At 58.4% G+C, this 13,216-nt stretch carries 14 protein-coding genes; all 14 read left to right on the top strand.

What is annotated here, in order from left to right:
• Positions 1-2 precede the first annotated feature (2 nt).
• The 14 genes from ACKUG4_RS12640 (at position 3) to glmS (ending at position 13,171) form a co-directional block, all read left to right on the top strand.
• On the top strand, positions 3-800 hold the full coding sequence (locus ACKUG4_RS12640) for a ParA family protein (protein WP_007954142.1): 798 nt from the start codon (positions 3-5) through the stop codon (positions 798-800).
• A 9-nt stretch (positions 801-809) separates the two neighbouring features.
• Entirely contained in the window at positions 810-1,682 is an 873-nt protein-coding gene (locus tag ACKUG4_RS12635; protein WP_064600630.1) for a ParB/RepB/Spo0J family partition protein, read from the top strand.
• A 148-nt stretch (positions 1,683-1,830) separates the two neighbouring features.
• Positions 1,831-2,238, top strand: coding sequence for a F0F1 ATP synthase subunit I (locus ACKUG4_RS12630; protein WP_003229783.1), 408 nt, complete (start codon positions 1,831-1,833; stop codon positions 2,236-2,238).
• A gap of 16 nt (positions 2,239-2,254) precedes the next feature.
• Complete coding sequence (atpB, locus tag ACKUG4_RS12625) at positions 2,255-3,124, top strand: F0F1 ATP synthase subunit A (RefSeq protein ID WP_039764981.1); 870 nt, start codon at positions 2,255-2,257, stop codon at positions 3,122-3,124.
• 134 nt (positions 3,125-3,258) lie between these two features.
• Positions 3,259-3,516 (top strand): F0F1 ATP synthase subunit C, encoded by a 258-nt coding sequence (atpE, locus tag ACKUG4_RS12620; RefSeq protein WP_003097235.1) that lies wholly within the window; start codon positions 3,259-3,261, stop codon positions 3,514-3,516.
• Between the two features lie 57 nt (positions 3,517-3,573).
• Positions 3,574-4,044: a F0F1 ATP synthase subunit B gene (locus ACKUG4_RS12615; RefSeq protein ID WP_007954149.1), complete on the top strand. Its 471-nt coding sequence runs from the start codon at positions 3,574-3,576 to the stop codon at positions 4,042-4,044.
• A 12-nt stretch (positions 4,045-4,056) separates the two neighbouring features.
• Positions 4,057-4,593, top strand: coding sequence for a F0F1 ATP synthase subunit delta (locus ACKUG4_RS12610; protein ID WP_007911956.1), 537 nt, complete (start codon positions 4,057-4,059; stop codon positions 4,591-4,593).
• A 21-nt stretch (positions 4,594-4,614) separates the two neighbouring features.
• Positions 4,615-6,159 carry a F0F1 ATP synthase subunit alpha gene (atpA, locus tag ACKUG4_RS12605; RefSeq protein WP_041073579.1) on the top strand — a complete coding sequence of 515 codons (1,545 nt, stop codon included), beginning with the start codon at positions 4,615-4,617 and terminating at the stop codon, positions 6,157-6,159.
• A 50-nt stretch (positions 6,160-6,209) separates the two neighbouring features.
• Complete coding sequence (atpG, locus tag ACKUG4_RS12600) at positions 6,210-7,070, top strand: F0F1 ATP synthase subunit gamma (RefSeq protein WP_007954161.1); 861 nt, start codon at positions 6,210-6,212, stop codon at positions 7,068-7,070.
• Positions 7,071-7,097: 27 nt separating this feature from the next.
• Complete coding sequence (gene atpD / locus ACKUG4_RS12595; protein WP_007954162.1) at positions 7,098-8,474, top strand: F0F1 ATP synthase subunit beta; 1,377 nt, start codon at positions 7,098-7,100, stop codon at positions 8,472-8,474.
• Between the two features lie 45 nt (positions 8,475-8,519).
• A complete protein-coding gene (locus ACKUG4_RS12590) occupies positions 8,520-8,945 on the top strand; it encodes a F0F1 ATP synthase subunit epsilon (RefSeq protein ID WP_007954164.1) in 426 nt (141 codons plus the stop codon).
• Positions 8,946-9,063: 118 nt separating this feature from the next.
• On the top strand, positions 9,064-10,431 hold the full coding sequence (gene glmU, locus ACKUG4_RS12585; protein WP_445434120.1) for a bifunctional UDP-N-acetylglucosamine diphosphorylase/glucosamine-1-phosphate N-acetyltransferase GlmU: 1,368 nt from the start codon (positions 9,064-9,066) through the stop codon (positions 10,429-10,431).
• A gap of 128 nt (positions 10,432-10,559) precedes the next feature.
• Entirely contained in the window at positions 10,560-11,336 is a 777-nt protein-coding gene (locus tag ACKUG4_RS12580) for a DeoR/GlpR family DNA-binding transcription regulator (protein ID WP_064600626.1), read from the top strand.
• A 2-nt stretch (positions 11,337-11,338) separates the two neighbouring features.
• Complete coding sequence (gene glmS / locus ACKUG4_RS12575) at positions 11,339-13,171, top strand: glutamine--fructose-6-phosphate transaminase (isomerizing) (RefSeq protein WP_445434119.1); 1,833 nt, start codon at positions 11,339-11,341, stop codon at positions 13,169-13,171.
• Positions 13,172-13,216: the final 45 nt, after the last annotated feature.

Raw genomic sequence — 13,216 nt, 5'->3', positions numbered from 1 at the left:
GAATGGCTAAGGTATTCGCGATAGCGAACCAGAAGGGTGGTGTGGGCAAGACCACCACCTGCATCAACCTCGCAGCATCCCTGGTCGCGACCAAGCGCCGGGTGCTGTTGATCGATCTCGATCCACAGGGCAACGCCACCATGGGTAGCGGTGTGGATAAGCATGGCCTGGAAAACTCGGTCTACGACCTGCTGATCGGCGAATGCGATCTGGCCCAGGCGATGCACTACTCCGAACATGGCGGTTATCAACTGCTGCCGGCCAACCGTGACCTGACGGCGGCCGAAGTGGTGCTGCTGGAAATGCAGATGAAGGAAAGCCGTCTGCGCAGCGCGCTGGCGCCGATCCGCGAGAACTACGATTACATTCTGATCGACTGCCCGCCGTCACTGTCGATGCTCACACTGAACGCACTGGTCGCCGCTGACGGGGTCATTATCCCCATGCAGTGCGAGTATTTTGCGCTCGAAGGTCTGAGCGACCTTGTGGATAACATCAAGCGCATCGCTGAACTGCTGAACCCGAACCTGAAAGTCGAAGGCCTGTTGCGGACCATGTACGACCCGCGCCTGAGTCTGATGAACGACGTTTCGGCCCAGCTCAAGGAACACTTCGGCGATCAGCTTTACGACACGGTGATCCCGCGCAACATTCGTCTGGCCGAAGCACCGAGCTACGGCATGCCGGCGCTGGCCTACGACAAGCAATCGCGTGGCGCGCTGGCCTATCTGGCCCTGGCGGGCGAGATGGTTCGCCGTCAGCGCAAAAATTCACGCATCGCCGCTGCCCAGCCAACTTAAGGAATCCCCATGGCCGTCAAGAAACGAGGTCTCGGACGAGGACTGGATGCGCTGTTGAGCGGTCCGACTGTCAGCTCGCTGGAAGAACAAGCGGCGCAGGCTGACAGCCGCGAGTTGCAGCACCTGCCGCTGGACCTGCTGCAGCGCGGCAAGTATCAGCCACGCCGGGACATGGATCCGCAGGCGCTGGAAGAGCTGGCGCAGTCGATCAAGGCCCAGGGCGTGATGCAACCGATCGTGGTTCGCCCGATTGGTGGTGGTCGTTTTGAAATCATTGCCGGCGAACGTCGCTGGCGCGCGAGTCAACAAGCCGGGCAGGAAACCATCCCGGCGATGGTGCGTGATGTGCCGGATGAAACGGCAATCGCCATTGCGCTGATCGAGAACATCCAGCGCGAAGACCTGAACCCGATTGAAGAGGCGGTAGCCCTGCAGCGCTTGCAGCAGGAATTCCAGCTCACTCAACAACAGGTTGCCGAGGCTGTGGGTAAGTCCCGCGTCACCGTGGCCAACCTGTTGCGCCTGATTGCGCTGCCGGAAGTCATCAAGACCATGCTGTCCCATGGCGACCTGGAGATGGGTCATGCCCGTGCATTGCTTGGTCTGCCGGACAATCAGCAGGTGGAAGGGGCGCGACATGTTGTCGCACGCGGTCTCACCGTGCGCCAAACTGAGGCACTGGTTCGCCAATGGTTGAGTGGCAAACCGGAGCCGGTCGAACCGTCCAAACCCGACCCGGATATCGCCCGCCTCGAACAGCGTCTGGCCGAGCGCCTGGGCTCTGCGGTGCAGATCCGCCACGGGAAGAAGGGCAAGGGGCAGCTGGTGATCGGTTACAACTCCCTCGATGAGCTTCAAGGTGTGCTCGCACACATCCGCTGAAACAATTCCTCTTGTAGCGCGCAGTCGGAAATCACTACCTGACAGTTGAATAGGGGCAGAACCGCCCCTATACTCTGCGCGCATTTTGTCGGCACAAATTATGCCAAGTTATTGAATTTCGGCAGCCGGCCATTGGAGAGCAATAGTGATGGAAACCCGCAAGCCAAACCGCCTGCCGTTCCATCGCCTGGCGGTTTTTCCGGTGTTAATGGCTCAATTTGTCATTTTGCTCATTGCCGCTTTGGCGCTCTGGCAATGGCACGGAGTCGTTGCCGGATACTCGGGACTTTGCGGAGGCCTGATAGCCTTGCTGCCCAATGTTTATTTCGCTCACAAGGCATTTCGGTTTTCCGGCGCCCGAGCAGCCCAGTCCATCGTCCGGTCTTTCTATGCCGGCGAGGCAGGCAAACTGATTTTGACGGCAGTGCTGTTTGCACTGGTGTTTGCAGGTGTGAAGCCACTGGCGCCGATCGCTGTATTCGGCGCCTTCGTGCTGACTCAGTCGGTCAGCTGGTTCGCTCCCCTGCTGATGAGAACAAGACTTTCGAGACCTTAGGGCGTTTGAGGCAACCATGGCAGAAACAACCGCTTCGGGCTATATCCAGCACCACTTGCAGAACCTGACCTTCGGTCAGCTACCCAACGGCGGCTGGGGCTTTGCCCACACCGCAGCAGAAGCCAAGGAAATGGGCTTCTGGGCTTTCCACGTCGATACCCTCGGCTGGTCGGTCGCGCTGGGTCTGATCTTCGTCATTCTTTTCCGCATGGCGGCCAAGAAGGCGACTTCCGGTCAGCCGGGTGCACTGCAGAACTTCGTTGAAGTCCTGGTCGAATTCGTCGATGGCAGCGTGAAAGACAGCTTCCATGGCCGTAGCCCGGTGATCGCACCACTGGCACTGACCATCTTCGTCTGGGTGTTCCTGATGAACGCCGTCGACCTGGTACCGGTCGACTGGATTCCTCAGCTGGCCATCCTGATCTCCGGCGACCACCACATCCCGTTCCGCGCCGTGTCGACGACCGACCCGAACGCGACCCTGGGCATGGCGTTCTCGGTTTTCGCACTGATCATTTTCTATAGCATCAAGGTCAAGGGCATCGGCGGTTTCATCGGCGAACTGACCCTGCACCCGTTCGGCAGCAAGAACATCTTCGTTCAGGCCCTGCTGATCCCGGTGAACTTCCTGCTGGAATTCGTGACCCTGATCGCCAAACCGATCTCTCTGGCTCTGCGTCTGTTCGGCAACATGTATGCCGGCGAGCTGGTGTTCATCCTGATCGCTGTGATGTTCGGCAGCGGCCTGCTCTGGCTCAGCGGCCTGGGCGTTGTCCTGCAGTGGGCGTGGGCTGTGTTCCACATCCTGATCATTACCCTGCAGGCGTTCATCTTCATGATGCTGACCATCGTCTACCTGTCGATGGCGCACGAAGAAAACCATTAAGACCAGTCTCGACTAGTCTGATGTCCTTCCCGGTCAAACGGGAAGGGGCTCCTCACGGGGCACCATGAAACGATTTGTTTTACCGCTTTAATCTAAAAAACCTAAACCATACGACGTAAAAGTCGGGAGGAAAGATGGAAACTGTAGTTGGTCTAACCGCTATCGCTGTTGCACTGTTGATCGGCCTGGGCGCACTGGGTACCGCAATTGGTTTCGGCCTGCTGGGCGGCAAGTTCCTGGAAGGCGCAGCGCGTCAGCCAGAAATGGTTCCAATGCTGCAAGTTAAAATGTTCATCGTTGCCGGTCTGCTCGACGCCGTAACCATGATCGGTGTTGGTATCGCTCTGTTCTTCACCTTTGCGAACCCGTTCGTTGGTCAGATCGCTGGCTAATCATTCGGATCTCCGAGTGATTTGGTGTGATGGACAACGTAACTGCGAGGTGTTGGCGTGAACATTAATGCGACCCTGATTGGCCAGTCCGTTGCGTTCCTGATTTTTGTACTGTTCTGCATGAAGTTCGTATGGCCTCCGGTCATCGCGGCTCTGCACGAACGTCAAAAGAAGATCGCTGATGGTCTGGACGCTGCCAGCCGTGCAGCTCGCGACCTGGAGTTGGCCCAAGAGAAAGCGGGTCAGCAACTGCGCGAAGCGAAAGCTCAGGCAGCTGAAATCATCGAGCAAGCCAAGAAACGCGGTAACCAGATTGTCGAAGAGGCCGTTGAAAAGGCCCGCGTCGACGCTGACCGTGTGAAGGTTCAGGCTCAAGCCGAGATCGAACAGGAACTGAACAGTGTCAAAGACAAGCTGCGCGCCCAAGTGGGCTTGCTGGCTGTCGGCGGCGCCGAGAAGATCCTGGGTGCCACAATCGATCAAAACGCGCACGCAGAGCTGGTTAACCAACTGGCTGCTGAAATCTAAGCGAGGGCGATCATGGCAGAACTGACCACGTTGGCCCGACCTTACGCTAAGGCGGCCTTCGAGCACGCTCAGGCCCACCAGCAACTGGCCAATTGGTCAGCCATGCTCGGCCTGGCAGCAGCGGTGTCGCAAGACGACACCATGCAGCGCGTGCTCAAGGCCCCGCGACTGACGAGCGCAGAAAAGGCCGCCACGTTCATTGACGTGTGCGGCGACAAGTTTGATGCCAAGGCACAGAACTTCATCAATGTCGTTGCCGAAAACGACCGTCTCCCGCTTCTGCCGGAGATCGCCGCTCTTTTCGACCTGTACAAGGCCGAGCAAGAGAAATCGGTAGACGTTGAAGTGACCAGTGCTTTTGCATTGAACCAAGAACAGCAAGACAAACTCGCCAAGGTTCTCAGTGCACGACTCAACCGGGAAGTGCGCCTGCAAGTTGCGGAGGATGCTGCCCTTATAGGTGGTGTCGTTATCCGCGCCGGCGACCTGGTTATCGATGGCTCGATTCGCGGCAAAATCGCGAAACTTGCCGAAGCATTGAAATCTTGAGTTTGAAGGGGCAGCAGAGCAATGCAGCAACTCAATCCTTCCGAAATAAGTGAAATTATCAAGGGCCGCATCGAAAAGCTCGATGTGACCTCCCAAGCCCGTAACGAAGGCACTGTCGTCAGCGTATCTGACGGTATCGTGCGGATTCACGGTCTGGCCGACGTCATGTACGGCGAGATGATCGAGTTTCCGGGCGGCGTCTACGGTATGGCCCTCAACCTGGAGCAAGACTCCGTAGGTGCCGTTGTACTGGGCGCATACACCAGTCTGGCTGAAGGCATGAGCGCCAAGTGCACCGGCCGCATCCTCGAAGTTCCGGTTGGTAAGGAACTGCTGGGTCGCGTTGTCGACGCACTGGGTAACCCTGTTGACGGCAAAGGTCCACTGGGCAACACCGAGACCGACGCGGTCGAGAAAGTTGCTCCGGGCGTGATCTGGCGTAAGTCGGTAGACCAGCCTGTACAGACTGGCTACAAGGCTGTCGATGCCATGATCCCTGTCGGCCGTGGCCAGCGTGAGCTGATCATCGGTGACCGTCAGATCGGTAAAACCGCTCTGGCGATCGACGCGATCATCAACCAGAAAGACAGCGGCATTTTCTGCGTCTACGTGGCAATCGGTCAGAAGCAATCGACCATCGCCAACGTGGTTCGCAAGCTGGAAGAAAACGGTGCACTGGCTAACACCATCATCGTTGCAGCGAGCGCTTCGGAATCTGCAGCACTGCAATTCCTGGCTCCGTACTCCGGTTGCACCATGGGTGAATTCTTCCGCGACCGCGGAGAAGACGCGCTGATCGTTTATGACGATCTGTCCAAGCAAGCAGTGGCTTACCGCCAGATTTCCCTGCTGCTGCGCCGTCCACCAGGCCGTGAAGCTTACCCAGGCGACGTGTTCTATCTCCACTCCCGTCTGCTGGAGCGTGCATCCCGCGTTTCGGAAGAGTACGTAGAGAAGTTCACCAACGGCGCAGTGACCGGCAAAACCGGTTCCCTGACCGCACTGCCGATCATCGAAACCCAGGCTGGCGACGTTTCCGCGTTCGTTCCGACCAACGTGATTTCCATCACCGACGGTCAGATCTTCCTGGAATCGGCCATGTTCAACTCGGGCATCCGCCCTGCAGTGAACGCCGGTGTTTCGGTATCCCGTGTGGGTGGTGCCGCTCAGACCAAGATCATCAAGAAGCTGTCCGGTGGTATCCGTACCGCTCTGGCTCAGTACCGTGAACTGGCGGCATTCGCCCAGTTCGCTTCTGACCTGGACGAAGCGACCCGCAAGCAACTTGAGCATGGTCAGCGCGTTACCGAGCTGATGAAGCAGAAGCAATACGCACCGATGTCGATCGCTGACATGGCGCTGTCGCTGTATGCCGCTGAGCGTGGGTTCCTGACTGACATTGAAATCGCCAAGATCGGCAGCTTCGAACAAGCGCTGATCGCTTTCTTCAACCGCGATCACGCCGATTTGATGGCCAAGATCAACGTTAAAGGTGACTTCAATGACGAAATCGACGCTGGCCTGAAGGCTGGTATCGAGAAGTTCAAGGCCACCCAAACCTGGTAAGCCGCAGCGGGAGCCGCAAGGCTCCCGCTTGCTAACCTGATAGGTGTTACATGGCAGGCGCAAAAGAGATTCGCAGTAAGATTGCGAGCATCAAAAGCACGCAAAAAATTACCAGCGCCATGGAAAAAGTGGCGGTCAGCAAAATGCGCAAGGCACAAATGCGCATGGCTGCTAGCCGTCCTTATGCGGAGCGTATCCGCCAGGTAATTGGGCATCTGGCCAACGCCAACCCGGAATACCGCCACCCGTTCATGATCGATCGCGAAGTAAAGCGCGTCGGTTATGTCGTGGTGAGCAGTGACCGTGGTCTGTGCGGCGGCTTGAACACCAACCTGTTCAAGGCCCTGGTCAAGGACATGGCGGTAAACCGCGAAAACGGCGTCGAGATCGATCTGTGTGTCGTTGGTAGCAAGGGTGCGGCCTTTTTCCGCAACTTCGGCGGTAACGTCGTTGCAGCTATCAGCCACCTGGGTGAAGAGCCGTCGATCAATGATCTGATCGGCAGCGTCAAGGTGATGCTGGATGCCTACCTGGACGGCCGTATTGACCGCCTGTCCGTGGTATCCAACAAGTTCATCAACACCATGACGCAACAGCCTACCGTGGAGCAGTTGATTCCACTGGTGGCGACCCCGGATCAAGAACTCAAGCACCACTGGGACTACCTCTACGAACCAGACGCCAAAGAGCTGCTTGACGGCTTGATGGTGCGTTACGTGGAGTCGCAGGTGTACCAGGCGGTGGTCGAGAACAACGCGGCTGAACAGGCTGCGCGGATGATCGCGATGAAGAACGCTACCGACAACGCCGGTGATTTGATCAGCGATTTGCAGCTGATCTACAACAAGGCGCGTCAGGCTGCGATCACCCAAGAGATCTCGGAAATCGTCGGCGGCGCTGCCGCGGTTTAACGGTTCAAATATTCAGAGGATCCAGCTATGAGTAGCGGACGTATCGTTCAAATCATCGGCGCCGTTATCGACGTGGAATTTCCACGCGACAGCGTACCGAGCATCTACGACGCCTTGAAGGTTCAAGGCGCCGAAACCACTCTGGAAGTTCAGCAGCAGCTGGGCGACGGCGTGGTTCGTACCATTGCGATGGGCTCCACCGAAGGCTTGAAGCGCGGTCTGGACGTCAACAACACTGGCGCAGCCATCTCCGTACCGGTCGGTAAAGCGACTCTGGGCCGGATCATGGACGTACTGGGCAACCCGATCGACGAAGCTGGCCCGATCGGCGAAGAAGAGCGCTGGGGTATCCACCGCGCCGCTCCTTCCTTCGCTGAACAGGCCGGTGGCAACGAGCTGCTGGAAACAGGCATCAAGGTTATCGACCTGGTTTGCCCGTTCGCCAAGGGCGGTAAAGTCGGTCTGTTCGGTGGTGCCGGTGTAGGCAAGACCGTAAACATGATGGAACTGATCCGTAACATCGCCATCGAGCACAGCGGTTATTCCGTGTTCGCCGGTGTGGGTGAGCGTACTCGTGAGGGTAACGACTTCTACCACGAGATGAAGGACTCCAACGTTCTCGACAAGGTAGCCCTGGTCTACGGTCAGATGAACGAGCCACCGGGAAACCGTCTGCGCGTAGCGCTGACCGGTCTGACCATGGCCGAGAAGTTCCGTGACGAAGGTAACGACGTTCTGCTGTTCGTCGACAACATCTATCGTTACACCCTGGCCGGTACCGAAGTATCCGCACTGCTGGGCCGTATGCCTTCGGCAGTAGGTTACCAGCCGACCCTGGCTGAAGAGATGGGCGTGCTGCAAGAGCGCATCACTTCGACCAAACAAGGTTCGATTACTTCGATCCAGGCCGTATACGTACCAGCGGACGACTTGACTGACCCGTCGCCAGCGACCACGTTTGCTCACCTGGACGCCACCGTCGTTCTGTCCCGTGACATCGCTTCCCTGGGTATCTACCCGGCGGTAGACCCACTGGACTCGACTTCGCGTCAGCTGGACCCGAACGTGATCGGCAACGATCACTACGAGACCGCTCGTGGTGTTCAGTACGTGCTGCAGCGTTACAAAGAGCTGAAGGACATCATCGCGATCCTGGGTATGGACGAGCTGTCGGAAGCCGACAAGCAGTTGGTAAACCGTGCTCGTAAGATCCAGCGCTTCTTGTCGCAGCCGTTCTTCGTGGCTGAAGTCTTCACCGGTGCTTCGGGTAAATACGTTTCCCTGAAAGACACCATTGCTGGCTTCAAAGGCATCCTCAACGGTGACTACGACCACCTGCCAGAACAAGCGTTCTACATGGTCGGCGGCATCGAAGAAGCGATCGAGAAAGCCAAGAAACTGTAATCCAGGCGCCCGGCAACGGGCGCTAATTTAGGTTGAGGCAATCAGATGGCTATGACAGTCCATTGCGACATCGTCAGCGCGGAAGGAGAAATCTTTTCCGGCCTGGTCGAGATGGTGATTGCGCACGGTGCTCTGGGTGATCTTGGTATCGCTCTGGGCCACGCGCCGCTGATCACTAATCTGAAGCCAGGTCCGATCCGCCTGATCAAGCAAGGCGGGGAAGCCGAGGTGTTCTACATCTCCGGTGGTTTCCTCGAGGTTCAGCCGAACATGGTCAAGGTGCTTGCCGATACCGTGCAACGTGCCGCCGACCTGGATGAAGCTCAGGCTCAAGCAGCTCTCAAGGCTGCCGAAGCTGCTCTGCATGAGAAGAGCGCAGATTTCGACTACGGAGCTGCGTCCGCACGTCTGGCCGAGGCTGCAGCTCAGCTGCGCACCGTCCAGCAGATCCGCAAGAAGTTTGGCGGTTAATCCGTCAGCCACTTGTTGTGCGATTGATAAAAAAGGGTAGCCTCGGCTACCCTTTTTTCTTTTCAGAATTCTACAAACCCGGTCGCAGTTGCTGACCACCCAGGATTGGTAGCCAGTCATGTCTCTTGAAATCGTTATCCTCGCGGCCGGTCAGGGCACCCGCATGCGTTCCGCGCTGCCAAAAGTGCTGCACCCGATTGCCGGCGACTCCATGCTCGGCCATGTTATCCACAGCGCCCGTCAACTTGATCCACAGCGCATTCATGTCGTCATCGGCCACGGCGCCGATGTAGTGCGCGAGCGTCTGGCCGCTGACGATCTGAATTTCGTATTGCAGGACAAGCAGCTGGGCACCGGCCACGCCACGGCCCAGGCTGTTCCTTTCATCACCGCCGATACCGTACTGATTCTCTACGGCGATGTGCCGTTGATCGAAGTCGAGACCCTGCAACGTCTGCTCAAGCACGTTGTACCCGGGCAGATGGGCTTGCTCACCGTCGAGCTGGACGATCCGACCGGTTATGGCCGCATCGTGCGCGATGCCGACGGCAAGGTTGCCGCCATCGTCGAACACAAGGACGCCAGCGAAGCGCAACGGGCGATCACTGAAGGCAACACCGGCATCCTGGCAGTGCCGGCCAATCGTCTGGCGGACTGGATGAGTCGCCTGTCGAACAACAACGCTCAGGGCGAGTACTACCTGACCGACGTGATCGAGATGGCGGTCAGCGATGGCCTGACCGTCGCCACCGAACAACCTCACGATCCGATGGAAGTGCAGGGCGCCAATGATCGCAAACAGCTCTCCGAGCTGGAGCGTCATTACCAGCTGCGCGCCGGTCGTCGCCTGATGGCTCAGGGTGTCACCCTGCGCGACCCAGCCCGTTTCGATGTGCGAGGCGAAGTGACCGTCGGTCGCGATGTGCTGATCGACATCAACGTGATTCTCGAAGGCAAGGTTGTCATAGAGGACGATGTGGTCATCGGCCCGAACTGCGTGATCAAGGACAGCACCCTGCGCAAAGGCGTAGTGGTCAAGGCCAACAGCCACATCGAAGGCGCGGTGCTGGGCGAAGGCAGCGATGCCGGCCCGTTTGCCCGCCTGCGTCCGGGCACTGTGCTGGAGGCCCGCGCCCATGTGGGTAACTTCGTTGAACTGAAAAACGCGCGCATGGGCGAAGGCGCCAAGGCCGGGCACCTGACTTACCTGGGCGATGCCGAGATCGGTGCGCGTACCAACATCGGCGCCGGCACCATCACTTGCAACTACGATGGCGCCAACAAGTGGAAAACCGTGTTGGGTGAAGACGTGTTCATCGGTTCCAACAACTCGCTGGTGGCGCCTGTGGATATCTCTGCCGGTGCAACTACTGCAGCCGGCTCGACCATCACTCAGAATGTGGATAACGCGCAATTGGCTGTTGGCCGGGCACGGCAGAAGAACATCGATGGCTGGAAGCGGCCTGAGAACATCAAGAAGAGCTGAGTTATCCACAATGCTCAAATTAAAAAAGACCGCTGCCAGCGGTCTTTTTTTTGGGCGCCGACTTGACGATTCGCAGCTGATAGGTTTTGATTGCTTCCGTTATCTTTCGAATCGAAACTTAATTAGCCATGTCGAAACGCAACACACCTCAGCGCCGTCACAACATTCTGGCTTTGCTCAATGAGCAGGGCGAAGTGAGTGTGGATGAACTGGCCAAGCGCTTCGAAACTTCGGAAGTTACGATTCGCAAGGATCTCGCCGCTCTGGAAAGTCATGGCTTGCTGCTGCGTCGCTATGGTGGCGCGATCACCATGCCCCAGGAACTGGTGGCGGACGTCAGTCAGAACGTTTCCAAATACAAACAGGCGATTGCCCGCGCCGCCGTCACACGCATCCGCGAGCACGCCCGCATCATCATCGACAGCGGCAGCACCACCGCCGCGATGATTCCCGAACTCGGCCAGCAGCCAGGCCTGGTGGTGATGACCAACTCTCTGCATGTGGCCAACGCCCTGAGCGAACTCGAGCACGAGCCTGTGCTGCTGATGACCGGCGGCACCTGGGATCCGCACTCGGAATCCTTTCAGGGCCAGGTCGCCGAGCAGGTACTACGCTCTTACGACTTCGACCAATTGTTTATCGGTGCCGATGGCATCGACCTGGTGCGTGGCACCACCACCTTCAATGAATTGCTCGGCCTGAGCCGGGTGATGGCGGAAGTGGCGCGGGAAGTGATCGTGATGGTCGAGGCCGACAAGATCGGCCGCAAAATTCCCAACCTGGAGCTGCCATGGAGCAGCGTCCATACCCTAATTACCGATGATCGCCTGTCCCTGGATGCGCGCGATCAGATTCAGGCTCGCGGTATCAACTTGATTTGCGCGACTGTCAGTCAGGAGAAATAAGCATGTGTGGAATCGTCGGCGCAGTAGCTGAACGTAACATCACCGCCATTCTGGTCGAAGGCCTCAAACGCCTCGAATACCGGGGCTATGACAGTGCCGGTGTGGCGGTGTACACCAATGACGGCATTCTGGAACGCACTCGTCGTGTGGGCAAGGTCAGCGAACTCGACGCGGCGCTGGCCGAACATCCGCTGGTTGGCCGTCTCGGTATTGCCCACACCCGCTGGGCCACCCACGGTGCGCCGAGCGAGCGCAATGCCCACCCGCATTTCTCCGGTGACGTCGCTGTCGTGCACAACGGCATCATCGAAAACCATGAGGCGCTGCGTGAACAGCTGAAGGCACTGGGCTACGTGTTCACTTCGGACACCGACACCGAAGTCATCGCTCACCTGCTGACCGAAAAACTCAAGTCGTTGCCAGACCTCGCCGACGCGCTGAAGGCTGCGGTCAAGGAGCTGCATGGCGCTTACGGTCTGGCGGTTATCCACGCACAGCAACCGGATCGACTCGTTGCTGCTCGCAGCGGCAGCCCGCTGGTGATCGGTCTGGGCCTGGGTGAAAACTTCCTCGCTTCCGATCAACTGGCCCTGCGTCAGGTCACCGACCGTTTCATGTACCTGGAAGAGGGCGATATCGCCGAAATCCAGCGCGACAAGGTGCAGATCTGGGACGTGACCGGCAAAGCCGTCGAGCGCCAGACCGTCCAGTACACGGATGGCGCCGAAGCCGCCGACAAAGGCGAGTTCCGTCACTACATGCTCAAGGAAATCCACGAGCAGCCGTCCGTGGTGCAGCGCACTCTGGAAGGTCGATTGAGTGCGGATCAGGTGCTGGTGCAGGCTTTCGGTCCACAAGCTGCTGAATTGTTCGCCAAAGTGCGCAACGTGCAGATCGTGGCGTGTGGCACCAGCTATCACGCCGGCATGGTTGCCCGTTACTGGCTCGAAGAGCTGGCCGGCATTCCGTGCCAGGTCGAAGTCGCCAGCGAGTTCCGCTACCGCAAGGTGGTGGTGCAGCCGGACACCCTGTTCGTCACCATCTCCCAGTCCGGCGAAACCGCCGACACCCTGGCCGCCCTGCGCAACGCCAAGGAACTGGGTTTCCTCGCAAGTCTGGCGATCTGCAACGTTGGGATCAGTTCGCTGGTGCGCGAGTCCGACCTGACCCTGCTGACCCAGGCCGGTCGTGAAATCGGCGTGGCCTCGACCAAGGCCTTCACTACGCAGTTGGTCGGTCTGCTGCTGCTGACCCTGTCTCTGGGTCAGGTGCGCGGTACTTTGGGCAAAGGCGTTGAAGCCACGCTGGTCGAAGAACTGCGTCGCCTGCCAACCCGTCTGGGCGAAGCCCTGGCGATGGACAGCACCGTGGAAAAAATCGCAGAGCTGTTCGCCGAGAAGAACCACACCCTGTTCCTGGGCCGTGGCGCGCAATTCCCGGTGGCGATGGAAGGGGCCTTGAAGCTCAAGGAAATCTCGTACATCCACGCCGAAGCCTACCCGGCCGGCGAACTGAAGCACGGTCCGCTGGCGCTTGTGGATAACGACATGCCGGTGGTGACCGTCGCACCGAACAACGAACTGCTGGAGAAACTGAAGTCCAACCTGCAGGAAGTCCGCGCCCGCGGTGGCGAACTGGTCGTGTTCGCCGACGAAAAGGCCGGGATGACCAACGGCGAAGGCACACACGTAGTGCAGATGCCGCACATCCACGACATCCTGTCGCCGATCCTCTACACCATTCCGCTGCAACTGCTGTCGTACTACGTTGCGGTGCTCAAGGGCACGGACGTGGATCAGCCGCGTAACCTGGCGAAGTCGGTGACGGTGGAATAAGTTATCCACAGTTGATCACCCCCCAATAAAATCGCAGCTTAGGCT

Origin of the sequence: Candidatus Pseudomonas auctus (assembly GCF_048654275.1) — a bacterium.
GTDB lineage: Bacteria > Pseudomonadota > Gammaproteobacteria > Pseudomonadales > Pseudomonadaceae > Aquipseudomonas > Aquipseudomonas pharyngis.
The sequence above is the reverse complement of the archived record's forward strand: the minus strand, read 5'-3'. Positions and strand labels throughout refer to the sequence as shown.